Raw genomic sequence first — 26164 nt, 5'->3', positions numbered from 1 at the left:
TTATGGATTTAAGTTGATATGATTGTATTAAGGATTGAAAATTTTATTTTAAATTAGGTTTTGGTTTATTTTTTCTAGCAGTTTTATTATATGGATTATTATCACCTTTAATTAATGGAATTACTGTAACTGATCAACAAAAAAAAGATGCTAGAAATTGAATGTGATTTACTGAAGATAAAGGAGATTTTATTTTAAATTATTTTTCTTTTTTTACAATTCAAACTAATGTTTTTGTTATTATTTGATTAATATCATCTGCTATTTTTTGAGAACAAGAAGGTAGAATTAATAGTAAATGATTTGGCCAATATATGACTTTAGCAGTAACAACTTTTATTACTATTACAGGTATTGTTTTTAATGTTATGTTATTACCAACTTTAGTAAATAAACTACAAACCTTTTATGCATGATTTACTAATATTGTCCAACATATGGTAGTTCCAATTATAATGATTATTTACTTTTTTATTATGCCAAGAGAACAAGGTAGTGTTTTCACAACTAAAGAATTTTGAAAAAAGCGTATGTGAATGTACTATATTTATCCAGTTATTTGAGCAGTTATAATGTTAATTCGTGGTGAATTTCGTTGACAAGCAGGAAAGGTTTGAGCTTATCAATATTTCTTTTTAAACATTCACAAATCTTTTTATGGTATTCCAGGGGCTATATGATTATTAATAACTGCATTATTAATTATTTTGATTATTTTTAGTATTTCAACTTTATTTAATTTAATTAATTTAAAACAATTAAAACGAAAATATCATACATATTATTTAAATGATACGACAAAATAAAAAAACAAATCTTGCTATGATCGTGTTTCGTTTGGTTTATAGTTTTATGAAAAGAGATTACAATTATTATATTTGTTAATTTTAATTATAGAATACTTTAATATACTAATATTATTAATTTATAATAAAGGTTAACAATTAATGTAGGTTTAGAATAATCTTTAAGTGTGTATTCATTTTTAAAAACAAAACAGGCATAATTGTGTTAGTCATAAATTTAAATAAAAATAATAAAGTTAAATCAAAGAATATAACAAAATAATTTGCTAAAAGTACTATTTATAATTAAAAAGTAGATTATAACGTAAAGTATTTTTACGTTATGAAAAGAGAATTTAAAAAATATTAGATAAAAACTAAATAAAAAAATATAGAAAAGAAATGATTAAAGACAATTAATGTATAGTATTTTTATTGATAAAGATTAATAAAGGCTTTTCTCCCTTTATGTACTATTTTAGTTTTATCACATAAATGCTGAGAAAAGCCTATCTACGGACTTCTCCCCACATTTTTAAATCAAACATAGAATTACAGTTTCAAAACTAGGTATCTTGTTGAATTTATATGCAGCTTCTTTAGCATATAAATGAACATGATGTTTTGCAACTTTGATATGTGTTTTAAATGTTCTTCTTATATGTTTTCAAACTGATTCAATTTGGTTGGTATTTACACCAATTTTTGAAACATAGCCATCTTGATGGTTAACTGTTTCATGCTTAGTGAAAACTGATTTAAAATCGCAATATCCTTTTCAAGAATCAGTATATACAAGACATTTTGAAGAAATGTGGTTTTTTGCAAACTGCAAAAGATTTTTACTCTTTGCGTTTTTCAATACTTTCACAATTAAATTATTGGTTGTTTTTTGATAAATGCCAACAATCAAGGTTTTATTCACCAAGGATCTTCCTTGTTTTTTAAAACCCATATGTGAAAGATACATTTCATCAATTTGCACTGTACCTTCAACAATAAATTGAGGTTTTTGTTTTGCAATACGTGTTCTGATTTTATGAGTCATTCTTCAAGCAGTTTTCAAAGTCACTCCCAATTCTTTTGCAATATCTGTTGATGGAATTCCATGTTTGGTGTTTATTCATCTAAAGATAAGATAAAACCAAGATGTTAAAGATGTTTGTGACCTTGAAAATATGGTGCCTGTGAGAATGCTAAATGTTTGATTACATTTTAAACATCTCATTCTTTTTAAATCAGAAGTATTCAAATTAAAATTAAAACACCTAATACATTTGTTTTCTTTCAAATTTGCTATATATGCAAGACATTGCTGTTCAGTTTGAAAAGCATTGTTGAATTCATTCAGTTTCATTATTCCCTCCACAAGTACATGTGGGGAGAAGTCCGTTAATAAATTTCATTTCTTAAAAAATATTGTAAGAAGTATTTTTATCTTTAAAGGAATTAGCAAAACTATCAAATGCATTAAAAATGATAATACAATTAAAAAAAAAATTATCTTCAAGAGAAAATAGTAAAGATAGTGATAATGATTTTTTAATAAAAGCAGAAGTAAATGAGAATTTACCAACATTATCGGTAGTAAATAAAAATAATGTTCATAACACTGTACCAAATTTATAGTAAATAAAGATAATTAACAAATAATAATTTTATAAACTTATATAAGGTAAAATCTAAAATTATTAGGGCTTTTCTCCCTTTATGTACTATTTTAATTTTATCACATAAATGCTGAGAAAAGCCTATCTACGGACTTCTCCCCACATTTTTAAATCAAACATAGAATTACAGTTTCAAAACTAGGTATCTTGTTGAATTTATATGCAGCTTCTTTAGCATATAAATGAACATGATGTTTTGCAACTTTGATATGTGTTTTAAATGTTCTTCTTATATGTTTTCAAACTGATTCAATTTGGTTGGTATTTACACCAATTTTTGAAACATAGCCATCTTGATGGTTAACTGTTTCATGCTTAGTGAAAAATGATTTAAAATCGCAATATCCTTTTCAAGAATCAGTATATACAAGACATTTTGAAGAAATGTGGTTTTTTGCAAACTGCAAAAGATTTTTACTCTTTGCGTTTTTCAATACTTTCACAATTAAATTATTGGTTGTTTTTTGATAAATGCCAACAATCAAGGTTTTATTCACCAAGGATCTTCCTTGTTTTTTAAAACCCATATGTGAAAGATACATTTCATCAATTTGCACTGTACCTTCAACAATAAATTGAGGTTTTTGTTTTGCAATACGTGTTCTGATTTTATGAGTCATTATTCAAGCAGTTTTCAAAGTCACTCCCAATTCTTTTGCAATATCTGTTGATGGAATTCCATGTTTGGTGTTTATTCATCTAAAGATAAGATAAAACCAAGATGTTAAAGATGTTTGTGACCTTGAAAATATGGTGCCTGTGAGAATGCTAAATGTTTGATTACATTTTAAACATCTCATTCTTTTTAAATCAGAAGTATTCAAATTAAAACTAAAACACCTAATACATTTGTTTTCTTTCAAATTTGCTATATATGCAAGACATTGCTGTTCAGTTTGAAAAGCATTGTTGAATTCATTCAGTTTCATTATTCCCTCCACAAGTACATGTGGGGAGAAGTCCGATTATTAGTAATATTAATACTCTTTTTAAAAATAAATTTAAAAGGAGTATTTTGTAAATTATGATAAGTTGTTATACTAATAATATCAAAAATAATTTTTTTACTTTATAATTAAAGTAGTGGAATCAAAAAATAAAGGAATGGTGGTATTTAATATGAGTGTATTACCGTTAAATATTATTTCGACTGTAATTTCAGCAGATATTGGAACAGTTATTGCTGAAATAGCGGTTTTATTTGGAATAACCATTTCTTTATTAATGACAATTCTTATTTTAATAGTTATGAATACTTTTATTCGTAGTAAAAAAGTTTGATGAACAACAAGAAATAAATCTCATATGAAACTACTAGCAACTTCAGAAAAGAGAATGTTAGCAAGTGTTTTAGCAGAAGCAGTGATTAAATTAGCAGAAGAAAAAATTGGAGCACTAATTACTATTGAAAGGAATGTTTCATTAAATGAATATACTGATTTGGGAGTAAAAATTGATGGTGAAGTTACTTCACAACTATTACAGTCTATTTTTATTAAAGGTTCACCATTGCATGATGGTGCAGTTATTATTCGTTTAGGTCGTATTGAATGTGCCTCTACTTATTTTCCACTAACTAATAAAAAAATATCTAGTCAATTTGGTTCACGTCATCGTGCTGCTATTGGAATATCAGAGCAAACCGATGCAGTATCAGTTATTGTCAGTGAAACTAATGGTTCTGTTTCAATAGCTCGTAGTGGTAAGTTTTTACAAGTTGAAAACTTAAATAATCTTGTTCGTACACTATATGATGAATTAGCTTCAACTAAAGAAATGGTTCAACAAGTATAATAATGAAAAGTTTGTTATTATTAGATATTGGTAATACATTAATTAAGATTGCTATGATTTATGATAGTGAAATTATTGAACAATGAGCAGTAATAGAAACCAAAAGTAAAACTGCAATTGATCAATTGAAAAAAGCATTTAAATTAAATAAAAAATTACATTTTGAAGAAGCTGTTATTAGTTGTGTTGTTCCAAATTTTTTAATAATAATAGAAAAATTAATTGTTTTTACATATAATTTAAAACCGTTAATTGTTGATTTTAATTTGCTAAGTTCTTTACCTTTAAAAATTAATTTAGAAAATCGCCAATTAGGTAGTGATTTGATAGCATTATCATATGCTGCTTATACTAAGTATCACAATGCGATAGTTGTTAGTTTGGGAACTGCTACTACCTATAGTATTGTTGTTAATGATGTTTTGGTTGGCGTTATTATTGGACCTGGATTTAGTACAAGTAAAGATGCATTGATTGATAATGCTGCTTTACTTGTCGATTTTGAAATGCAACATTATCAATCAATGTTAGGTAAAAATACTAATCATGCTTTATCAATTGGTTATGGTTATGGTTTTAGTGCAATGATTAATAGTATAGTTGTTAGGATTCAAAATGAAACAAATATTAGTTTACCTGTAATTTTAACAGGAGGTAGTGTACCAATTTTAAAATCTTATTTTGATTTTTCTTATATTTATGAACCACAAATGTTATTTTTAGGTTTAGTTGATATTATTAAATATTTTAGAAGTAATAATAAAATAAAAGATTAATATCTTTTAATATATTTAAAATATAAGGAAAGGAGAAAAAAACTATGTTAATGTTAATAAAAATTTATAAATTAACTAGTGCACAAATTATTATAATAACTATTATTAGTTTATTAATTTTTACTATTATCGTTTTAACAAGTTTATTAGTAATTTTTAGTTCGTATAAAAATAAACAATTTATGGTTTATAAAAATTTGCAATATATTCAAAATATTAATATTAAAGAAAGATTAAATCGTATTAATCAAATGGTACAAGCAAATGAACAATATAGTTCTATTTTAGGAATTTGAATTAGTCGTTATAATCTTTTTTTAAAAAAAGATTTAAATAAGGTTTTTAAAAATTATATTCAAATTTTAAAATTACAAAATAATAAAGAATTATGAAAAAGATATAAATTAATGTATAGAATGCATAATAATAGTAATAATTTAAAAAATCAGTTGCAGTTATTAACAATTGAAATAGATTATTTTATTAGTATTGATCAATTATTACGAGAATATCAATTATTTTTTAAACAAAATTTTAATTATTTACAAGATCAAATGATCAAAATTAATTTACAAAACGATCTTAATCGAGAACAATTAGATGAAGTTATTAAGATAATTAATGATATGTTTAAAGAATTAGAAACAAATATTAATGCTATTAATGTTAGTCAAATTATTACTATTTTAAGTGAGATTGCGATTGCTGTTGTAACATTGGCAGAAATTTTAGATAATTTACCAACACTTCGTTATATTATAACATATGAAATTAAACAGAAAATGGCTGCCTTAAAAAATAAATATCAAATGATAAAAATAAATAATACTTTACTTTTACAATACGAACAATTAGTAGCAAACGTTGATGAAAAGTTAAGTTTTATTAATAAACAAATTAATAATTTACAATACAAAAAAGCTAAGGTTAACACTCAAGAAATATTAAAATTAATTGCCACTTTTAGTAATAAAATTGATAAAGAACAAATATTTTATAATATTTTTAAACAAAATTATGAAAAATTTTTAGTTATGAGTTTTAATTTTAATGAAATATTTGAAACTATTAAAAATGAAATTGCTCTTTCAAATAAAATTAATTCTAAAATGATAGAAAATAGCAAAATAACTAACTTAGAAACTATTATTAATAAACAACTTGCTACTGTTAATCATTTTGATAATTTATTAATCATAGAATATCAAAAATCAATAAAAAATACTAGTTATGAAACATTAGTGATGTTATTAGCGGCGTTATTTGAAAATAGTATTGTTGTTTTTAATAGTTTAAAAGAGTATAATAAATTGTTGAATGAACAAAATAAAGCAAAAATTAAATTTAAAACTTATGTTGATAAAATCAATTCAATGATGTTACAAATTGATAATATTTTAAATAATATTAATTTTTATTATTTAAATGAAATTTATAAAGAAAAGTTTAGTGATTTACAATATTTAATAAATGATACTATTTTAAATTTTAAAAATGGAAATTATGATAATTCTTCTTTTAGTAAATTTAATGATTTACAAAATAAAATTTTTCATCTTTATACTGAATTAAAAATGGAAATTACTATTCATAAATTATCACATTTAACTCTTGTTTATGCTAATCGTCATCGTTCAATTAATCAGCAACTTAATAGTAAATTTAATGAAATTGAAAATAATATCACTAATAATCATAATCAAAAAGCATTAACATTATTATTGGAATTAATTGAATAAATTTTAAAAAAGAGGAAAATTAAATGGTACCAATTATTATTATTCGTTATGGTGAATTAACAACTAAAAGTAAAAATCGGATTGATTTTATTAAACAATTAAAAATAAATATTAAGTATGCTCTTAGTGATTATAAACAAATAAATATTATTCATTTTCATGATCGGATGGAACTAACCAATTTATCTCTTGATGTAATGAATGATGTTATTAATATTTTGGTGAAAATATTTGGTATTAGTTCATTATCACCTACTTTTATAATTGCTAAAAATATGGAAATATTATCAGAAAAAGTAATATCATTAATTTTAAGTCAAGATCTAACAAATTTTAAAACATTTAAACTTTTTGTTAGTCGTAGTGATAAGAGTTTTTCATTAAATTCAGAACAAATAGTTAAAATTATAGCTTCTATAATTTTAAAGAAAACAGATTTAAAAGTTAATGTTACTAATCATGATTTAAAAATAAATATCAAAGTTAATAACGATGATATTTATTTATTTGCAAATAAAATTATTGGTGCTGGTGGATTTCCAGTAGGTAGTTCAGGGAAAGTGTTATTATTATTGAGCGGTGGTATTGATTCCCCTGTAGCAGCATATAAATTAATGAAACGAGGATTACAAGTTCAATATTTACATTTTGCTACTCCACCTTTTACTTTACCAACAGCATTAAAAAAAGTAGAAACTTTAGTTCAAATTTTAGCACCTTATAATGCTGGTAGTAAAAATTTATATATTTGCAATTGGCTTTTCTCCCTTTATGTACTATTTTAATTTTATCACATAAATGCTGAGAAAAGCCTATCTACGGACTTCTCCCCACATTTTTAAATCAAACATAGAATTACAGTTTCAAAACTAGGTATCTTGTTGAATTTATATGCAGCTTCTTTAGCATATAAATGAACATGATGTTTTGCAACTTTGATATGTGTTTTAAATGTTCTTCTTATATGTTTTCAAACTGATTCAATTTGGTTGGTATTTACACCAATTTTTGAAACATAGCCATCTTGATGGTTAACTGTTTCATGCTTAGTGAAAACTGATTTAAAATCGCAATATCCTTTTCAAGAATCAGTATATACAAGACATTTTGAAGAAATGTGGTTTTTTGCAAACTGCAAAAGATTTTTACTCTTTGCGTTTTTCAATACTTTCACAATTAAATTATTGGTTGTTTTTTGATAAATGCCAACAATCAAGGTTTTATTCACCAAGGATCTTCCTTTTTTTTTAAAACCCATATGTGAAAGATACATTTCATCAATTTGCACTGTACCTTCAACAATAAATTGAGTTTTTTGTTTTGCAATACGTGTTCTGATTTTATGAGTCATTCTTCAAGCATTTTTCAAAGTCACTCCCAATTCTTTTGCAATATCTGTTGATGGAATTCCATGTTTGGTGTTTATTCATCTAAAGATAAGATAAAACCAAGATGTTAAAGATGTTTGTGACCTTGAAAATATGGTGCCTGTGAGAATGCTAAATGTTTGATTACATTTTAAACATCTCATTCTTTTTAAATCAGAAGTATTCAAATTAAAACTAAAACACCTAATACATTTGTTTTCTTTCAAATTTGCTATATATGCAAGACATTGCTGTTCATTTTGAAAAGCATTGTTGAATTCATTCAGTTTCATTATTCCCTCCACAAGTACATGTGGGGAGAAGTCCGTTGCAATTTTACTAACTTGCAAAATGAATTAAGTCATATTAAGAAAGAAAGTTATCGTATTACTTTAATGCGTAGAATGTTTATTAGAATTGCTAGTTTATTTGCAGAAAAATATAAAATTCAAGCATTAGCAACTGGTGAAGCAATTGGTCAGGTTGCTTCACAAACATTAGCAAGTATTAATGCTATTAATATTGTTAGCAATTTACCAATTTTGCGTAGTTTAATTGCCGAAGATAAAGTTGATATTATTAATCTTGCTAAAAAAATTGGTACTTATGAAACATCAATTTTACCATTCGCTGATTGTTGTTCATTATTTGTTCCCAAAAACCCTGTTACACAACCAAAGATTAAAGAATGTGAACTTTTAGAAAATGATTAAAAGCAAATAATTGATTGAGAACAAATTTTAATAAATAGTTTTAAAGATATTGAAAAAATATAAATAAATTTATTAATAATTTAATAGTTTTAATAAATTGTAGTTTATTTACTTTAAATATAAAAAAAGAGTGAAACTTCACTCTTTTTGTTATTTTTTAATAGTAAACTATAAAATATTACAATAAGTATTTTGATTACTTGTTGAAGCTTGATTTTGTAAATCGATTGCATTTATTTCATTTACTAATAATTTTGTTTTTTCAATTCTTTTATTGATTTCATTTATTTTTTTCTTATCAATTTCTAATTGAGCAAGTTTTAAATTTATTTGTAATTTTTGATATGGATTTGGTTCTCTAAAATCAATATTGGTTGTTATTTTTTGTACTTCATTTGCTAATTCTTGAAGAGATTTAACTTCAAAATTATTTTTATTGGTTGTAACATTAAGAATAGTAGGTAATACAAATTTATATCGTTGCTTTATTTCTTGTTCATAAATTTGATAGGCTAATCTTTCAACTATTTTTGGGTGTTTGTTTTTAGCAGCTATTGTTAAAGCTGTATCACCATTTTCAATAGTATCTAGTAGTTATAATAACCATTTGTTTTTAAATATTTGGCTATAATTATGGCTTTTCTCCCTTTATGTACTATTTTAATTTTATCACATAAATGCTGAGAAAAGCCTATCTACGGACTTCTCCCCACATTTTTAAATCAAACATAGAATTACAGTTTCAAAACTAGGTATCTTGTTGAATTTATATGCAGCTTCTTTAGCATATAAATGAACATGATGTTTTGCAACTTTGATATGTGTTTTAAATGTTCTTCTTATATGTTTTCAAACTGATTCAATTTGGTTGGTATTTACACCAATTTTTGAAACATAGCCATCTTGATGGTTAACTGTTTCATGCTTAGTGAAAACTGATTTAAAATCGCAATATCCTTTTCAATAATCAGTATATACAAGACATTTTGAAGAAATGTGGTTTTTTGCAAACTGCAAAAGATTTTTACTCTTTGCGTTTTTCAATACTTTCACAATTAAATTATTGGTTGTTTTTTGATAAATGCCAACAATCAAGGTTTTATTCACCAAGGATCTTCCTTGTTTTTTAAAACCCATATGTGAAAGATACATTTCATCAATTTGCACTGTACCTTCAACAATAAATTGAGGTTTTTGTTTTGCAATACGTGTTCTGATTTTATGAGTCATTCTTCAAGCAGTTTTCAAAGTCACTCCCAATTCTTTTGCAATATATGTTGATGGAATTCCATGTTTGGTGTTTATTCATCTAAAGATAAGATAAAACCAAGATGTTAAAGATGTTTGTGACCTTGAAAATATGGTGCCTGTGAGAATGCTAAATGTTTGATTACATTTTAAACATCTCATTCTTTTTAAATCAGAAGTATTCAAATTAAAATTAAAACACCTAATACATTTGTTTTCTTTCAAATTTGCTATATATGCAAGACATTGCTGTTCAGTTTGAAAAGCATTGTTGAATTCATTCAGTTTCATTATTCCCTCCACAAGTACATGTGGGGAGAAGTCCGATAATTATTTGTCCATTAATATTATTTAATATTCAAGGATCAGGTCTATTTTTAACTACATGATAAATATTAACATCATTATCTATTAAGATATTAACTACATCTAAATGACCATTTTGCGCTGCTCATATTAAAGCGGTTATATCATCGCATATATAATTAACATTGCCACCATTTTTAATTATTTTTTTAATTACTTGTAGATCACCACTTTTAGCAGCTTTTATTAAATTAATATTTTGAATTTCCATTTTTTTCTCCTTATTTGATTAAAAATAACAAACTCACTTACTTTAAAATGAAGTAATAAGTTGAAAACTTATATTAAGTTTATGCAGATTTTATCATATTATTGGTTTTAATATGCAAAAAATATATTATAATTTTTCCAAGTTATTTATTATTAATTATTGAAAAAAATAATGTTTATTTTTTCTTTTTTAATATAAATTTTATTTCTAAAAAAGTTTATTTTAAGTGTTTTAAATAGTTTTGTATTGAAAAAAATAACTTAAGAATAACCTAGCAAGATAAAATGATGTTAAAATTAACTTGTAATATAAGTCATTCAAGAATTGTAGGGGATAGTATGAAATATATAGTTAATTTAAATGTTCGTTCTAATTATTCATTTCTTTCATCAACTATTAAAATAAGTGATTATATTGAATTTGCTAAAAAAAATAATTTAAAAGTTCTATCTTTAGTAGATAAAAATATAATGTATGGTGCTTATGAATTTTGTAATTTATGTATAGAGAATGAAATTAAACCATTAATTGGTTTAAATTGCGTTTGAGAAAGTGCTAGTGATAAAGTTGAATTAACTATTATGGCAACTTCATATGCTGGTTATCAAAGATTAATAGAACTTTCTACTATTATTAGTACTAATAATAATATTGTTACTACTAATGATGTAAAAAAATATCTTAATCAAACACGTGAAGTTTTAGTTATTATTCATGCTAATAACAAAAATATTAGATATATTAAAAATAATTATGATATTTTAAATTCAACAGGTCATGAACTAGTTTGTTTTGGTTTAGTACCTAGTGATATGGATAATATTACTTTATTAAAATCGATTACATCTAATATTATTCCAATTGATTTGGTTTTATATTTAGATGAAAAACAACATCGTATTTATCAAATTTTACAAGCTATTAAAGAACAAAAAACATTAAAATCAGAAGATTTATCAAAAAGTAATGAGTTTTTATATAAAACTAAACAAGATTTAATGCAACATTATCCAAATGAAATTATTGAAAACATTGAAAAGGTTATTTGATTATGTAATTTAAAATTTCCTAAAAATAAGCCAAATAGTGCAGAATTAAGTTTACCAAAATTTACTTGCCCTAATAATCTTACTAGTAATTTATATTTGCAAGAATTATGTAAGCAGGGATTAGAAGCGCATTTTCAAAGTCGTGAAATTCCTGAAACATACGTTAAAAGAGTTTTATATGAATTACAAGTAATTAATGAAATGGGTTTTGCTGATTATTTTTTAATTGTTAATGATTATGTTAAATTTGCAAAAAGCAAGAATATAATGGTTGGACCAGGTAGAGGAAGTGTTGCTGGTAGTTTAGTGGCATATGTTTTAGGAATTACTGGTGTTGATCCTATTGCTTATAATTTAATTTTTGAAAGATTTTTAAATCAAGAACGAATATCATTACCAGACATTGATATCGATTTTGAAGATACAAGAAGAGATGAAGTTATTAAATATATTCATCAAAAATATGGCAAAGAACATGTTGCATATATTGTTACTTTTCAAACAATTGCTAGTAAAATGGCAATTCGTGATTTGGGAAGAGTTTTTCAAGTTAATATTGAAGATATTAATGAAATGACAAAATTAATACCAATTCAATATAATTTTGAAATAGATATGGCTATTAAACAATCACCAAAATTAGCATGATATGCAAATAAGTATCCTTTATTGTTTACTTTAACCAAAGAAATTCTTGGTTTTCCACGACAAACTAGTACTCATGCAGCAGGAATCGTTATTACAAGTGCACCATTAGTTACTGCTATTCCATTACAATTAGGATTTCAAGGTATTTATCAAACGCAATTTCCAATGCAAACCCTAGAAGCTCTTGGTTTGATAAAAATGGATATTTTAGGATTACGTAATTTAACTATTTTGCAAAATATTTTACAACAAGTAAGTAAACATTATTTTTTAAATTTAAAATTATCTCAAATTCCTTTAAATGATGAAAAAAGTTTTAGCATTATTAAAAATGGTGATACAACCGGTATTTTTCAATTGGAATCTTCAGGAATGCGTCAAATTTTAATTAAAATGAAAGTTGATAGCTTAGAAGATATTATTGCTAGTTCTTCTTTATTTCGTCCTGGACCACAAGAGTACATTCAAGATTATATTAATCGTAAATTAGGAAAACAAAAAGTTACGTATATTCATGAAGATTTAAAACCTTATTTAGCATCAACTTATGGCATTATTATTTATCAAGAACAAATATTATTAATTTTACAGAAAGTTGCTGGTTATTCATTAGGAAAAGCTGATTTAATTCGTCGTGCAATTAGTAAAAAAGATACTACAGTTATGAAAGAACAAGCAAACTCATTTGTTAAAAGTGCTGTTAATAGAGGTTATTCATCAAGAGTTGTTAAGAAAATATGAGAAGATATTGAAAAATTTGCTAGTTATGGATTTAATCGATCTCATGCTGTTGCTTATTCATTAATTAGTTATTATTTAGTTTATTTAAAAGCAAATTATCCATTGGCATTTATGGTATCGTTATTAAGTAGTGTTATTGGTAATGATCAAAAAATTTTACAATATTTGAATGAATGTCAAAAATATCAAATTAAAGTTTTACCACCATCAATTCAATTTTCTGGCATTGATTTTTTAATTGATGATGCTAAAAAAGCTATTCGTTATAGTTTACAAGCAATTAAGCAAATGAGTCAAGGTAGTTGTAGTAATCTTATTAAAGAACGTACTAGTAATGGATTTTTTCAAGATTTTTTTAATTTTTGTGCTCGAGCAATATTTATTGGTTTGAATCGTAAAAACATTGAACATTTAATTGCCGCTGGTGCTTTAGATGATATTCAATCAAATCGAACAATGTTATTATTAAACTTGGATGCTGCATTAGAATATGCCAATATGGTGCAGGTAAAAGATGAAACTAGTGGCGAATTATCATTAAATTTTAATTTAATTGCTAAACCAATTATGTTACAAAGAGAAGATGATTGAAATAATAATAGTATTAATGAACATCGTGCATTAGGACTTTATTTAAAATATAATCCTAAATTACTATGAAAAGAACAATTAGATCCTCATAATAAAGCTATTGATTTAGCATATATTAATAATTATGTTGATCAACATGTTAGAGTATATGGAGTTATCAATAATATTAGAGTAATTAAAACTAAAACTAAAAAATTAATGGCTTTCTTTGAAATGCAAAATGATAGTAATGTTATTGAAGTAACGGTTTTTGAAAAGTTATATCAAATATACCAAGAATATTTACAAGTTAATAAAGTAATTTTAATGGAAGGAAAGGTAGAAATTTATAATGATAATATTCAGTTAATTTTATCAAGAGTAATTAAAAATTTATAGTAAGCATAGATAAAATTATATGCTTACTATATTAAATAATAAATATAATCAATAGTTTTTAAATTTCTTACTTTAATTTCTAATAATAAATAAAAAATTAATGAACATAATAATTATTAATAATTTCACAATTTTCAATAGCATCTCAAAAGTTATTATCTACTTTTTTTATTTTTAAATAAATATTTAAAAAAATTAGTAATATAGTTATAAATAATAAAATTGGACTTAAAATTATAGCAAAAACAATTCCAATTTTTAGTTGTACTAATGATTTAAGATTATAGTTTTCAACAATATTTTGGAAGAGGTAATGTTTACAAAAATATAATTTATTATTAGTTAACATATAAATTAAACCACGTTCTTTTATTAAATTAAAACCATTTTCTTTTGTTATTATTTCTTGTTTTCGATAATAATTATAGAAAGAAGGAATATATTTTATATCATTTTTTATGTTAAAAAAATCTATTAGGGTTAAAGATGTAAATATAACCAAAATAGTTAAAATCAATAGTGATAGTGTTATTAAATTTATTTTTTTAAGTTTCTGAATTTTCATTTTTAAAAATCTCCTTATATTTTATTTATAGGTTAATTTTATTTGTTAGGAAAGTATTATAATATATTTTTTATTAAATAAAATTAAATTATAAAATATTTATATATAATATTTTAATAATGATTTGCTATTATTTTTTTGTTTTTTTGTTATATTATAAGTAGTAATATTTATTACCAATTTTGCGATGAATTGCAAAGCAACGAGCATTAAAATCCCAATATATTTATTTAAAATTTTAGTTTATTATTTTATTTTAAAGTAACTATTTTTCTTTTAAAGGAGCACACATTACCATGGCAATTAAAGATGTACAAAGAGATGGCAATTGTTTATTATGAGCAGTAATTGTTTCATATTTAGAACAAGTTAAAACCAATAAAAACCAATTTAAAAAAAGATATAAATCACTTTTTGGTATAGAAATCGGTTGAGAACGAATTTTTAATTTTGCTGATTTTAATTTTACTGATAAAGAAAATGAAAAATTAGTTAAAGTCTTTCGTAATCGTATTTGTGATTATATTGAAACAAATTTAGATACAAAACGGCCAGATAATAAAGCTAACTTTAGATCAATGTTATTAGAAAGTGAAATCAATAAAAAAAATAAAGAATTGTATCCTAACAATAGTGAAGATACACAAATAAGAAAAACTTTAGAACAAATGAGAAAAAATGGCGAAATAACAGGTTCTGTTGAAATTGAAGCAATTTGTAATATTTTAAATTGTAATATTATTAGAATTAATGAAGATTTTGATGTTGCAAGTAGGGAAAGATTTGAACCAGATAATAATGTAATTGCTAATAATGAGGTGAAGTTATACTATCAAGCTCGACATTATCAATATTTTTCAAATGTTACTAATCAAACACCAACAAAAAGGAATGAGGAAGAAACTACAAAAGTAGTGACGCCTTCATTTGAAGTTAATTCAAGTAATAATAGTTTTCAAGAAAGTATTTTATTTCCAAGAGAGGAAAGTGCTGATTTTTTAATTAATGCTAGATTGAAACTTAAAAATCAGTTGTCTGATAAAGAAATTAATGAAGAAACACAAAATGCTATAATTGATATTTTTATTGAAGATATAATTAAAGTACCAGCACATCAAAAAAATGAAATATTAGAAAAATCTATTTTTGAATTAAATAATCAAGATCAATTATTTACAAATCCTAATCTGGTTTTTGAATCATTTATTAAACCAATAATTAATAGTTCAAAAACAGGAGATCAACAATTATTAAAAGAAAGTACTAATGCAAATACTAATTAATTAGTATTATCAATTTTATATTTATTGATTTGTTATATTAATAAAAAATAACCAAATATTTGGTTATTTTTAGTATATTTTAAATTTATTTTACTTGGTATTTAATAGTTGTATTTATATTAAAAAAAGAATTTGGTAAATGTTTGTTTTCATCATAATTATGTAAAAATACTCACAAATTATTAAGTTTTAATTCTTGATTATCAGTAATTATCATTTGTTCTGGTTTAAAATGAAAATAAATTCCTTGTTCCATTAATCCAATTTTATAATGTGATATTCTAATTTGTCTAATATAATTTTCTAATTTTGTAAAAATTTATTCTTTATTTATTTCTGTAGGTTTTACATCTATAATTCAAGGATCTATTTTAAATTTTGCTTCGATAGATTTTTGAAGAAATGGAAAATATTCCTTATATGCCTCAACATATTCCTTGCCATATCTTTCTTTATCAGCGGCTGTTTTTATTTTTTTAATAATTTTTTCTAATTTTTCTTCTTCAGTATCAATTTTTGTAATTGTAATGTTAACTTTTCCTGTATATTTACTGTCGGCTTTAGCATGTAGTTCTGCTGAACCAGCAGTTCCTTCTGATGCTGCTTTGAAGTTTTTAATTTCAACATCATTAGCAGTTACATCTTTGTTTTTTTTAATGATTTCATCAAGAACTGTTTTTTCGGTATTAAATTTGTTACCGTCAACTTCTTTGTTAGTAATTTTACTGTCTAAAGCGATTTTGTCTTTTGCAGTAATTGTAATGTTAACTTTTCCTGTATATTTACTGTCGGCTTTAGCATGTAGTTCTGCTGAACCAGCAGTTCCTTCTGATGCTGCTTTGAAGTTTTTAATTTCAACATCATTAGCAGTTACATCTTTGTTTTTTTTAATGATTTCATCAAGAACTGTTTTTTCGGTATTAAATTTGTTACCGTCAACTTCTAACTTAGTAATGATAGAACTTAATTCTTTTTTTGGTTCTGATTTTGTGCTTTTTGTAGCAACGACAGCTAATACACCAGTTGCAATTAATATTTTTTTATAATTTAGTTTTCTTTTCATATTTAACCACTCCAACGTGTTATTTTATCATTTTTGCTACATTAATGTCAAATTGCAACAATTGATTGAAGAAATATTGATGACTATTATTGATTATTTATATTTGTATTTTTATTAAAATTTGACTTATAGAAAATAAATAAATATAATTATTTTTATAAAATTTATAGAATTTATAGAATTTTTTGACCGATACTTTAATTTTTAAAGTAAACAAGGTTTAACCTAGATAATGTGAAATATAAAAATATAATGGATAATAAAAAATACTACTAATTATTTTTCTTTTATAGTAAGTTCTAGTAAGCATATGATATTGTTTGTTCATTTTAGTTACTAGAATTATTGATATGTACTTAAAAGAAGAAATAATAAAAATAACTATTTTAAAAAAAGAATGAAGGGGATAATATAATGAAAAAAATATATGATAATTATCAAGATACTAACTTTAATTATAAAAATATAATATCAACAAAAAATGTAAAACAAACACAGGATGACAATGGTAATTTGTATTATACAACTTTTGATAGTTCTGATCTTCATACACCTGGACAAAAAATTTGAAAATATAATATCAGTACCAGAGATAATGAAATTTATTGAGAAAATAAAGAATTCAAAGTAGGTTATTTTCACATGATAATTGATATTAAAGGTAATATTTATTTAACTTCTGCTGGTTGAGTAATAATTCTTAATAATAAAAATAAATCTAAAACTATGCCATTAGTTTCAGGTATGGTAACTGATATTATTTATTTGAAAAATAATATTTATGTATCAACTTTTGATGGCTTTTATAAATATAATATTAATACTGAAATTACTGAAAAAATAAATTTACCAAACAATCTAATAGTTAATTCTATATTTATTGATAAAAATGAAAATATTTATCTTGTTATTTATAGATCTATAAATAAACCTATAAGTTATAGTGTGTTAATTATAAAAAAAGGTCAATCTGAAGCCAAACCAATAATTGGAGATGATTTTTTTAACATTAACGATACAATGTGAATAACAGAAATAAATAGTAAAATATATTTTTATAGTTTAAATTTAGCAAGTAAAAAAGCAAAATTATATTATAGTGATTTAGATAGTAATAAAGTAAATTATGTATTAGATTTATCAATTAATGTTCAAACATTATTTAATTTAAATAATGAACTTGGTTTAGTAACACATGAAAATGGAAATACAGTAATTGAAGTTTTAAATATTGATAGTATAGAAAAAAAATATGAAATAAAAAATAGTGTTTATGAGCAAGTAATGCAAATACAAAAATTTAATATTTTATCTCTTCTAAATGAAGACAAAATTGATTATTTAAGTTGATAATATTCTTGTTAACTTAAAAAACAATAAAAAACAATTTAAAAATGCATCTTAAAGATGCATTTTATTGTTATTTTAAAAATTAAAGCTTAAAGCAATTATTTAATAATTGCTTTAATTTTAGTAGCAATAATATCAATAGCTACAGTATTATGAAAATCAAAAGGAATAATAATATCAGCATAACGTTTAGTTGGCTCAACAAAAGCATCATGCATAGGTTTAACAGTTAATGCATATTGTTGTAAAACACTGTCAAGAGTACGATTTCTAAAACTAACATCTCGTTTAATTCTTCTTAGTAGTCTAGTATCACTATAATTATCAACAAAAATTTTGATAGTAGATAATTCACGAATAATAGGATTTTCTAAAGCAAAAATACCATCCAGAATGATAACGTCACCCGGACCAATAATCTCAGTGTTTTTACTGCGACTATTGATTTTAAAATCATAAATAGGCTCTTCAATAGCATTGCCGAGTAATAATTGTTCTAAATCATGAATTAATAATTTCATATCAATAGCATTAGGGTGATCAAAATTAGTTTTTTTTCTTTCTTCAACTTTTAAATTACTAAGGTCATGATAATAATTATCCATTTGTACAAAAATGACATTTTTTTTATTACAAGCTTCAGCAATTTTTTCTGCTACTGTTGTTTTTCCTGAAGCACTGCCGCCAGCGATAGCGATTAAATTAATTTTTTTATATTTCACATTTATCTCCTAAAATTTAAGATTGAGTTATTTTATCAAAGTATGATTGTAAAATAATAGCAGCAGCCAATTGATCTTTAACTTGTTTTTTTTTATTTGAAGAAACATTAGATTTAATTAATATTTGCTGCGAAGAATAGGTAGTTCTTCTTTCATCTTGTAAAACAATATTTAGTTTATCATTATTTTGTGTTAATTTAAATTTATCAATAAAATTTAAAACAATTTTTGCGCTGGGGCCGACTGTGCTATCCATGTTTAAAGGGTAACCAAAAACAAGAATATCAGCATCATATTCTTTAATAACATTTTGGAGTTGGATAATAGCATTATTAAAATCATGCTCTGGGAAACGAATAGTTTTTCAAGAAAAAGCAATTTTTCCTTCACCACGAGCAAGTCCTAATGTTTTACTACCTAAATCAATGCCTAAATATTTCATAAATTTATTATACTTAATATTTTTTATATTGTAAGTATAATAAAAATGGAGGCTTTTTAATAATCTGTGTATCTTTGTTTTACAAAGTTACTAATTTAGATTAATTCTGTCTTCAAATTTTATCATAAAATGAGCAATTGCTGTATTTCAATTTTGAATAGACAATGTTCATTTTTTTGTTATATTTTCAATTGCCAAGTAAAATATTTTGAAAACTGCCATATCATTAGGAAAAACTTTTTTATTTCTGATGATTTTTCGTAATTGACTATTAACAGATTCAATAGCATTTGTAGTATAAATCACTCTTTTGATTTCTACTGGATAACTAATAAAAACCATTAAATTATCTCAATTTTTATATCAAGATTTAGTAATTTGAGGATATTGTTTATTTCATTTACTTTCAAACGATTCTAAAGCTTGCATTGCTTGTTCTTCACTAAATGCACTATAAATTGGTTTTAAATCTGCAACTAGACCTTTTCGATGTTTGTATGAAACATATTTTAAACTATTTCTAATTTGATGAACAATGCATAATTGATGTTCTGTTTTAGGATAAACTGATTGTATTGCTTCTGACATGCCTGTTAAATTATCACTACAAGCAATAAGAATATCATTTAAGCCACGATTTTTCATTTCTGTGAAATTAGATAATCAAAACTTATAACCTTCATTTTCACTAATTCATAATCCTAAAACATCTTTTTTGCCTTCTAAATCAACTACTAATGCTATATAAACTGATTTGTTAATAATCCGTTTATCTTGTCGTACTTTAACTACTATACAATCAAAATAAACAATAGGATAAATACTTTCTAATGGTCGATTTTGTCATGCTTTAACATCATCAATAACATCATCAGTAATTTGACTAATAACACTTTCACTAATATCAGCACCATGATATAACTCTTGCAACTGCATTCTAATGTCAGATAATGTCATTCCTTTTGCATACAAGGAAAGAACTTGTTGATCAAAACCATCAAATCTTCTTTGCCTTTTAGGAACTATTACAGGAGTAAAATTACTATTGCGATCTCTTGGTACATCAATTTCAATTTTACCTTGTTGAGTTATTAATTTTCGGACTTCTCCCCACATGTACTTGTGGAGGGAATAATGAAACTGAATGAATTCAACAATGCTTTTCAAACTGAACAGCAATGTCTTGCATATATAGCAAATTTGAAAGAAAACAAATGTATTAGGTGTTTTAATTTTAATTTGAATACTTCTGATTTAAAAAGAATGAGATGTTTAAAATGTAATCAAACATTTAGCATTCTCACAGGCACCATATTTTCAAGGTCACAAACATCTTTAACATCTTGGTTTTATCTTATCTTTAGATGAATAAACACCAAACATGGAATTCCATCAACAGATATTGCAAAAGAATTGGGAGTGACTTTGAAAACTGCTTGAAGAATGACTCATAAAATCAGAACACGTATTGCAAAACAAAAACCTCAATTTATTGTTGAAGGTACAGTGCAAATTGATGAAATGTATCTTGGACGTATTTCAAATGTGGATATAATTTAATTTTCTTTAAATAAAAGATAAAACAAATTATTAATTGTTGGTATAATTATATACCATTTTTATATTTTTTTCAACAAAATATATTTTTTATTTTTACTATTTTACAACAAAAATTCCTAACTATTTAGGTTTATATTTATTAAATTTTATAAATTTAAAAAAACACTTTTAATTTATTTATTCTTGCTTGTTTTAATTTTAATAAATTAAAAAATGCTTCTTTTGAATAAATTTTTGCATTATTATTAGATATTGATTTTATTAAATGATAAACATCACTTTCAGCACTACAACCAATATTTCAAATAGCATTTTGATTTTCAATACCTTTTTTATTATTTTTAAAATATTCATATATTTTTTCATCAGCATTATTTTCTTTTAAATAATCTAATAATTTATAATAATTACCATTTAAAAATAATTTATAATAAGCATAATTTAATTTTTTATTATTTTCTTTTGTTCTTTTACCTTTTCCTACAATAAATACTTGTTTTAATTTTTGTAATGGATGTCATTTATCTACAGCATAATCAATTTTTAAATAATTAGCAGTAGATTTAAGATAAGTTGCACCATCACCAGTTAATTTTAAATTTTCATTAGTATAACCAATAAAAATATTATCTAAATTAGTTATTATTGATTTACCAAATTCTTTTTTAGTAATTCTTTGACCTTTTCTAGTTGAAATAACAAAAATATATTTATTTTCTAAAACATGTCTATTATCAGTAGATTTTTCTAAATCAAAACCTAAACTAATACTTACCGTTCTGTGTCTAAATTTTCTTTTTTGCTTATTATCAATTAAATTATTATATGATTCATCTGATTGTATATAAATATAATCAGTTGGTAATATTTGTCTTTTTTCTTTTGGTAATTCTTGAACAAATATAATAGTTTCTTTTAATCTTCTACAAATAGTTGATAAAGATATATTTATTTTTAAATTATGTTTAATTATAGGATATGTAATATTATTTAAATCTGCATTAATTATTATTAATTTATTAACTCAATTTGTATAATTTTTATAGGCTTTTCTCCCTTTATGTACTATTTTAATTTTATCACATAAATGCTGAGAAAAGCCTATCTACGGACTTCTCCCCACATTTTTAAATCAAACATAGAATTACAGTTTCAAAACTAGGTATCTTGTTGAATTTATATGCAGCTTCTTTAGCATATAAATGAACATGATGTTTTGCAACTTTGATATGTGTTTTAAATGTTCTTCTTATATGTTTTCAAACTGATTCAATTTGGTTGGTATTTACACCAATTTTTGAAACATAGCCATCTTGATGGTTAACTGTTTCATGCTTAGTGAAAACTGATTTAAAATCGCAATATCCTTTTCAAGAATCAGTATATACAAGACATTTTGAAGAAATGTGGTTTTTTGCAAACTGCAAAAGATTTTTACTCTTTGCGTTTTTCAATACTTTCACAATTAAATTATTGGTTGTTTTTTGATAAATGCCAACAATCAAGGTTTTATTCACCAAGGATCTTCCTTGTTTTTTAAAACCCATATGTGAAAGATACATTTCATCAATTTGCACTGTACCTTCAACAATAAATTGAGGTTTTTGTTTTGCAATACGTGTTCTGATTTTATGAGTCATTCTTCAAGCAGTTTTCAAAGTCACTCCCAATTCTTTTGCAATATCTGTTGATGGAATTCCATGTTTGGTGTTTATTCATCTAAAGATAATATAAAACCAAGATGTTAAAGATGTTTGTGACCTTGAAAATATGGTGCCTGTGAGAATGCTAAATGTTTGATTACATTTTAAACATCTCATTCTTTTTAAATCAGAAGTATTCAAATTAAAATTAAAACACCTAATACATTTGTTTTCTTTCAAATTTGCTATATATGCAAGACATTGCTGTTCAGTTTGAAAAGCATTGTTGAATTCATTCAGTTTCATTATTCCCTCCACAAGTACATGTGGGGAGAAGTCCGTTTTTATATTTATCAATATCAATATATGTTCTTGTTGGAGTTATAATTTCATTTGTTAATTTATTTTTATATGTTCTTAATGGTAAATAAGATATTCCAAATTCACTTTTTATTAAATGTTTTCTACGTTTTATTAATTTATATTTATTTCTATCATATTCATTTAAAAATCAATTATTATCATATTTTAATATTTTATTATCATAATCTAATAACATTTGTTTTTCATGATTAATTTTATGTTGATAGTTGTCAAGTTTTTCAGATAGTAAAATCATAATGCTTTTTCCTTTCTAAATACATGACTTTGAGTATAACAATAATTAACTAGTGAGTGTTGGAAAATAATTTGCTTAAAATGTTATAATTAATATATAAATTATTGAATATAGGTGATATAATATGCCAAAACAAAGAAAAGAATTAGGTAATTATAAAGAAAAGATACAAGAATATTTAAGAGAAAATAAAGATAATTTAAAAAAATGTACTAAACAAGAATTAAATTATATTTTAAATGTTGATAATAAATATATATTTGATTGCCGAAGAAGATCGACAAAATGACAAAAAGATTTTCTTAAAGAATATGATAAAGCATGTTTAAAAATAGGAATTGCAAGATTAAAAAATGTTACACAAGTACCTCAATATGAATGAGCTTATTTAAGAACAAATCATAGAGAGATGTTTGATGATTTAATAGATAATCAAGATATAGAAACAAATAATAGTAATATAATTATTAATGGCTTTTCTCCCTTTATGTACTATTTTAATTTTATCACATAAATGCTGAGAAAAGCCTATCTACGGACTTCTCCCCACATTTTTAAATCAAACATAGAATTACAGTTTCAAAACTAGGTATCTTGTTGAATTTATATGCAGCTTCTTTAGCATATAAATGAACATGATGTTTTGCAACTTTGATATGTGTTTTAAATGTTCTTCTTATATGTTTTCAAACTGATTCAATTTGGTTGGTATTTACACCAATTTTTGAAACATAGCCATCTTGATGGTTAACTGTTTCATGCTTAGTGAAAACTGATTTAAAATCGCAATATCCTTTTCAAGAATCAGTATATACAAGACATTTTGAAGAAATGTGGTTTTTTGCAAACTGCAAAAGATTTTTACTCTTTGCGTTTTTCAATACTTTCACAATTAAATTATTGGTTGTTTTTTGATAAATGCCAACAATCAAGGTTTTATTCACCAAGGATCTTCCTTGTTTTTTAAAACCCATATGTGAAAGATACATTTCATCAATTTGCACTGTACCTTCAACAATAAATTGAGGTTTTTGTTTTGCAATACGTGTTCTGATTTTGGAATGGCAACCCTTTTTAGGACTATTTTTTGGTAGACATTTGTTTTTGATAATTAACTGGAGTTAAGTAGTTTAAAGTGCCGTGAATTCTTATGTTGTTATATCAATTGATGTAATCAAATAATTCTAATTTTAATTGGATTAATGATGTAAAATTTTTATCATTAATAAATTCGGTTTTGAAAGTTTTAAAGGTTGATTCAGCAACAGCGTTATCATAAGGACAACCTTTTTTGCTTAAAGAGCGATTAATATTGAATGCTAGTAAAAGTTTATCAATAATTTTATTATTAAATTCATTACCGCGATCACTATGAAATATTTGAATATCTTTTAAACAGCGATTTGAGTGCATAAATGCTTGATATACTAATGATGCATCTTTTTTAGTACCTACACTATGTCCAATTATTTCGCGGTTAAATAGGTCAATTAATAAACAAATATAGTTTCACTTACCATTTACTTGAACATAAGTTAAATCACTAACAATAACTTCATTTTTAACTCTATTATTAAAGTTTCTATTAACAAGATTGGTTATTTGACTATCATTGACTTTATTATGATAATTTTTGAATGATAATTTAGTGTATTTTGATATTAAATTATGTTTATTCATAATTTCTTTAATTTTTCGTCTTGATAAATAAATTTCTTGGTTTTCTAGAATGACTTTTAATCTTCTAGTACCATAAACTTCTTTATTTTTTTTAAAAGCACTAATAACAGCTTGTTCATAAATATTATTTTGAATTTTATTTTTTTTCTTTAAATTAAAATACGGACTTCTCCCCACATGTACTTGTGGAGGGAATAATGAAACTGAATGAATTCAACAATGCTTTTCAAACTGAACAGCAATGTCTTGCATATATAGCAAATTTGAAAGAAAACAAATGTATTAGGTGTTTTAATTTTAATTTGAATACTTCTGATTTAAAAAGAATGAGATGTTTAAAATGTAATCAAACATTTAGCATTCTCACAGGCACCATATTTTCAAGGTCACAAACATCTTTAACATCTTGGTTTTATCTTATCTTTAGATGAATAAACACCAAACATGGAATTCCATCAACAGATATTGCAAAAGAATTGGGAGTGACTTTGAAAACTGCTTGAAGAATGACTCATAAAATCAGAACACGTATTGCAAAACAAAAACCTCAATTTATTGTTGAAGGTACAGTGCAAATTGATGAAATGTATCTTTCACATATGGGTTTTAAAAAACAAGGAAGATCCTTGGTGAATAAAACCTTGATTGTTGGCATTTATCAAAAAACAACCAATAATTTAATTGTGAAAGTATTGAAAAACGCAAAGAGTAAAAATCTTTTGCAGTTTGCAAAAAACCACATTTCTTCAAAATGTCTTGTATATACTGATTCTTGAAAAGGATATTGCGATTTTAAATCAGTTTTCACTAAGCATGAAACAGTTAACCATCAAGATGGCTATGTTTCAAAAATTGGTGTAAATACCAACCAAATTGAATCAGTTTGAAAACATATAAGAAGAACATTTAAAACACATATCAAAGTTGCAAAACATCATGTTCATTTATATGCTAAAGAAGCTGCATATAAATTCAACAAGATACCTAGTTTTGAAACTGTAATTCTATGTTTGATTTAAAAATGTGGGGAGAAGTCCGTAGATAGGCTTTTCTCAGCATTTATGTGATAAAATTAAAATAGTACATAAAGGGAGAAAAGCCTTAAAATAATATGTTGATTTAGAGAGTTTTAAAAAATGACACATTGTGCGAATTTTATAT

29 protein-coding genes and 2 pseudogenes are annotated in these 26164 nt (G+C 24.0%); 16 read left to right on the top strand and 15 right to left on the bottom strand.

Annotated elements, in window-relative coordinates; all coding sequences use genetic code 4:
• Window positions 1–2 precede the first annotated feature (2 nt).
• Window positions 3–806 (top strand): Pr6Pr family membrane protein, encoded by an 804-nt coding sequence (locus AACL02_RS01060; RefSeq protein ID WP_339042231.1) that lies wholly within the window; start codon window positions 3–5, stop codon window positions 804–806.
• A 514-nt stretch (window positions 807–1320) separates the two neighbouring features.
• Here the strand turns inward: AACL02_RS01060 and AACL02_RS01055 are convergent.
• On the bottom strand, window positions 1321–2136 hold the full coding sequence (locus tag AACL02_RS01055) for an IS1595 family transposase (protein WP_339043458.1): 816 nt from the start codon (window positions 2134–2136) through the stop codon (window positions 1321–1323).
• A 125-nt stretch (window positions 2137–2261) separates the two neighbouring features.
• On the opposite strand from AACL02_RS01055, the gene AACL02_RS01050 reads away from it, so the two are divergent.
• Window positions 2262–2414, top strand: coding sequence for a hypothetical protein (locus tag AACL02_RS01050; protein WP_339042229.1), 153 nt, complete (start codon window positions 2262–2264; stop codon window positions 2412–2414).
• A gap of 148 nt (window positions 2415–2562) precedes the next feature.
• Here the strand turns inward: AACL02_RS01050 and AACL02_RS01045 are convergent, their stop codons facing one another.
• Window positions 2563–3384: an IS1595 family transposase gene (locus tag AACL02_RS01045; RefSeq protein WP_339042227.1), complete on the bottom strand. Its 822-nt coding sequence runs from the start codon at window positions 3382–3384 to the stop codon at window positions 2563–2565.
• Between AACL02_RS01045 and AACL02_RS01040 the strand changes: the two genes are divergently transcribed.
• From AACL02_RS01040 to AACL02_RS01020, 5 genes are all read left to right on the top strand, one after another.
• A complete protein-coding gene (locus AACL02_RS01040) occupies window positions 3330–3476 on the top strand; it encodes a hypothetical protein (RefSeq protein WP_339042225.1) in 147 nt (48 codons plus the stop codon). The two genes, AACL02_RS01045 and AACL02_RS01040, sit on opposite strands and share 55 nt — an antisense overlap.
• Before the next feature lie 98 nt (window positions 3477–3574).
• Window positions 3575–4249 (top strand): DNA integrity scanning protein DisA nucleotide-binding domain protein, encoded by a 675-nt coding sequence (locus tag AACL02_RS01035; protein WP_339042223.1) that lies wholly within the window; start codon window positions 3575–3577, stop codon window positions 4247–4249.
• A gap of 2 nt (window positions 4250–4251) precedes the next feature.
• The gene (locus AACL02_RS01030) at window positions 4252–5025 is read left to right on the top strand and encodes a type III pantothenate kinase (protein WP_339042221.1); all 774 of its coding nucleotides are present in this window, start codon (window positions 4252–4254) and stop codon (window positions 5023–5025) included.
• A 50-nt stretch (window positions 5026–5075) separates the two neighbouring features.
• Window positions 5076–6764, top strand: a complete 1689-nt coding sequence (locus AACL02_RS01025; RefSeq protein WP_339042219.1) for a hypothetical protein — start codon at window positions 5076–5078, stop codon at window positions 6762–6764.
• A 23-nt stretch (window positions 6765–6787) separates the two neighbouring features.
• On the top strand, window positions 6788–7549 hold the full coding sequence (locus tag AACL02_RS01020; protein ID WP_339042217.1) for a tRNA sulfurtransferase: 762 nt from the start codon (window positions 6788–6790) through the stop codon (window positions 7547–7549).
• A 53-nt stretch (window positions 7550–7602) separates the two neighbouring features.
• Here the strand turns inward: AACL02_RS01020 and AACL02_RS01015 are convergent, their stop codons facing one another.
• Window positions 7603–8418, bottom strand: a complete 816-nt coding sequence (locus tag AACL02_RS01015) for an IS1595 family transposase (protein ID WP_339043465.1) — start codon at window positions 8416–8418, stop codon at window positions 7603–7605.
• 24 nt (window positions 8419–8442) lie between these two features.
• On the opposite strand from AACL02_RS01015, the gene AACL02_RS01010 reads away from it, so the two are divergent.
• A complete protein-coding gene (locus AACL02_RS01010) occupies window positions 8443–8844 on the top strand; it encodes a hypothetical protein (RefSeq protein WP_339042215.1) in 402 nt (133 codons plus the stop codon).
• Window positions 8845–9561: 717 nt separating this feature from the next.
• On the opposite strand, the gene AACL02_RS01005 is transcribed toward AACL02_RS01010, so the two are convergent.
• Entirely contained in the window at window positions 9562–10383 is an 822-nt protein-coding gene (locus AACL02_RS01005) for an IS1595 family transposase (RefSeq protein ID WP_339042213.1), read from the bottom strand.
• Between AACL02_RS01005 and AACL02_RS01000 the strand changes: the two genes are divergently transcribed.
• Entirely contained in the window at window positions 10329–10484 is a 156-nt protein-coding gene (locus tag AACL02_RS01000) for a hypothetical protein (RefSeq protein WP_339042211.1), read from the top strand. The genes AACL02_RS01005 and AACL02_RS01000 overlap by 55 nt on opposite strands.
• Before the next feature lie 8 nt (window positions 10485–10492).
• Here the strand turns inward: AACL02_RS01000 and AACL02_RS12410 are convergent.
• Window positions 10493–10669, bottom strand: a pseudogene (locus tag AACL02_RS12410) (ankyrin repeat domain-containing protein); the annotation flags it as partial.
• 338 nt (window positions 10670–11007) lie between these two features.
• On the opposite strand from AACL02_RS12410, the gene AACL02_RS00995 reads away from it, so the two are divergent.
• On the top strand, window positions 11008–14076 hold the full coding sequence (locus AACL02_RS00995; RefSeq protein ID WP_339042209.1) for a DNA polymerase III subunit alpha: 3069 nt from the start codon (window positions 11008–11010) through the stop codon (window positions 14074–14076).
• Between the two features lie 97 nt (window positions 14077–14173).
• Here AACL02_RS00995 and AACL02_RS00990 read toward each other — a convergent pair whose 3' ends face one another.
• Window positions 14174–14641, bottom strand: coding sequence for a hypothetical protein (locus AACL02_RS00990; protein WP_338978708.1), 468 nt, complete (start codon window positions 14639–14641; stop codon window positions 14174–14176).
• Between the two features lie 296 nt (window positions 14642–14937).
• On the opposite strand from AACL02_RS00990, the gene AACL02_RS00985 reads away from it, so the two are divergent.
• Entirely contained in the window at window positions 14938–15924 is a 987-nt protein-coding gene (locus AACL02_RS00985; protein ID WP_338978706.1) for an OTU domain-containing protein, read from the top strand.
• Between the two features lie 85 nt (window positions 15925–16009).
• On the opposite strand, the gene AACL02_RS00980 is transcribed toward AACL02_RS00985, so the two are convergent.
• Window positions 16010–16141: a hypothetical protein gene (locus AACL02_RS00980; protein WP_339042207.1), complete on the bottom strand. Its 132-nt coding sequence runs from the start codon at window positions 16139–16141 to the stop codon at window positions 16010–16012.
• A 102-nt stretch (window positions 16142–16243) separates the two neighbouring features.
• On the bottom strand, window positions 16244–16987 hold the full coding sequence (locus AACL02_RS00975) for a hypothetical protein (RefSeq protein WP_339042205.1): 744 nt from the start codon (window positions 16985–16987) through the stop codon (window positions 16244–16246).
• 414 nt (window positions 16988–17401) lie between these two features.
• On the opposite strand from AACL02_RS00975, the gene AACL02_RS00970 reads away from it, so the two are divergent.
• The gene (locus AACL02_RS00970; RefSeq protein ID WP_339042203.1) at window positions 17402–18340 is read left to right on the top strand and encodes a hypothetical protein; all 939 of its coding nucleotides are present in this window, start codon (window positions 17402–17404) and stop codon (window positions 18338–18340) included.
• 95 nt (window positions 18341–18435) lie between these two features.
• Here AACL02_RS00970 and udk read toward each other — a convergent pair whose 3' ends face one another.
• The 3 genes and pseudogenes from udk to AACL02_RS00955 form a co-directional block, all read right to left on the bottom strand.
• On the bottom strand, window positions 18436–19059 hold the full coding sequence (gene udk, locus AACL02_RS00965; protein ID WP_339042201.1) for a uridine kinase: 624 nt from the start codon (window positions 19057–19059) through the stop codon (window positions 18436–18438).
• Between the two features lie 16 nt (window positions 19060–19075).
• Window positions 19076–19501: a Holliday junction resolvase RuvX gene (gene ruvX / locus AACL02_RS00960; RefSeq protein ID WP_339042199.1), complete on the bottom strand. Its 426-nt coding sequence runs from the start codon at window positions 19499–19501 to the stop codon at window positions 19076–19078.
• A gap of 90 nt (window positions 19502–19591) precedes the next feature.
• Window positions 19592–20602 (bottom strand): annotated as a pseudogene (locus AACL02_RS00955) (IS256 family transposase); the annotation flags it as partial.
• A gap of 33 nt (window positions 20603–20635) precedes the next feature.
• On the opposite strand from AACL02_RS00955, the gene AACL02_RS00950 reads away from it, so the two are divergent.
• The gene (locus AACL02_RS00950) at window positions 20636–21061 is read left to right on the top strand and encodes a hypothetical protein (RefSeq protein ID WP_339042195.1); all 426 of its coding nucleotides are present in this window, start codon (window positions 20636–20638) and stop codon (window positions 21059–21061) included.
• 1127 nt (window positions 21062–22188) lie between these two features.
• On the opposite strand, the gene AACL02_RS00945 is transcribed toward AACL02_RS00950, so the two are convergent.
• Entirely contained in the window at window positions 22189–23010 is an 822-nt protein-coding gene (locus AACL02_RS00945; RefSeq protein WP_339041234.1) for an IS1595 family transposase, read from the bottom strand.
• On the opposite strand from AACL02_RS00945, the gene AACL02_RS00940 reads away from it, so the two are divergent.
• Both AACL02_RS00940 and AACL02_RS00935 read left to right on the top strand, forming a co-directional pair.
• Entirely contained in the window at window positions 22956–23135 is a 180-nt protein-coding gene (locus tag AACL02_RS00940) for a hypothetical protein (RefSeq protein ID WP_339042193.1), read from the top strand. The genes AACL02_RS00945 and AACL02_RS00940 overlap by 55 nt on opposite strands.
• Before the next feature lie 312 nt (window positions 23136–23447).
• A complete protein-coding gene (locus tag AACL02_RS00935; RefSeq protein ID WP_339042191.1) occupies window positions 23448–23837 on the top strand; it encodes a hypothetical protein in 390 nt (129 codons plus the stop codon).
• A 40-nt stretch (window positions 23838–23877) separates the two neighbouring features.
• Here AACL02_RS00935 and AACL02_RS00930 read toward each other — a convergent pair whose 3' ends face one another.
• Together AACL02_RS00930 and AACL02_RS00925 are read right to left on the bottom strand one after the other, a co-directional pair.
• Window positions 23878–24327 (bottom strand): IS1595 family transposase, encoded by a 450-nt coding sequence (locus AACL02_RS00930; protein WP_339042189.1) that lies wholly within the window; start codon window positions 24325–24327, stop codon window positions 23878–23880.
• Between the two features lie 76 nt (window positions 24328–24403).
• Window positions 24404–25255 carry an IS3 family transposase gene (locus AACL02_RS00925; protein WP_339042187.1) on the bottom strand — a complete coding sequence of 284 codons (852 nt, stop codon included), beginning with the start codon at window positions 25253–25255 and terminating at the stop codon, window positions 24404–24406.
• Between AACL02_RS00925 and AACL02_RS00920 the strand changes: the two genes are divergently transcribed.
• Complete coding sequence (locus tag AACL02_RS00920; protein ID WP_281747836.1) at window positions 25201–26022, top strand: IS1595 family transposase; 822 nt, start codon at window positions 25201–25203, stop codon at window positions 26020–26022. The two genes, AACL02_RS00925 and AACL02_RS00920, sit on opposite strands and share 55 nt — an antisense overlap.
• On the opposite strand, the gene AACL02_RS00915 is transcribed toward AACL02_RS00920, so the two are convergent.
• Entirely contained in the window at window positions 26008–26148 is a 141-nt protein-coding gene (locus AACL02_RS00915) for a hypothetical protein (RefSeq protein ID WP_339042185.1), read from the bottom strand. The genes AACL02_RS00920 and AACL02_RS00915 overlap by 15 nt on opposite strands.
• Window positions 26149–26164: the final 16 nt, after the last annotated feature.

This window comes from Spiroplasma endosymbiont of Apeira syringaria, from assembly GCF_964020205.1.
Taxonomy (GTDB): domain Bacteria; phylum Bacillota_I; class Bacilli_A; order Mycoplasmatales; family VBWQ01; genus Spiroplasma_E; species Spiroplasma_E ixodetis_A.
This window is presented reverse-complemented; position numbering and strand designations above follow the sequence as displayed.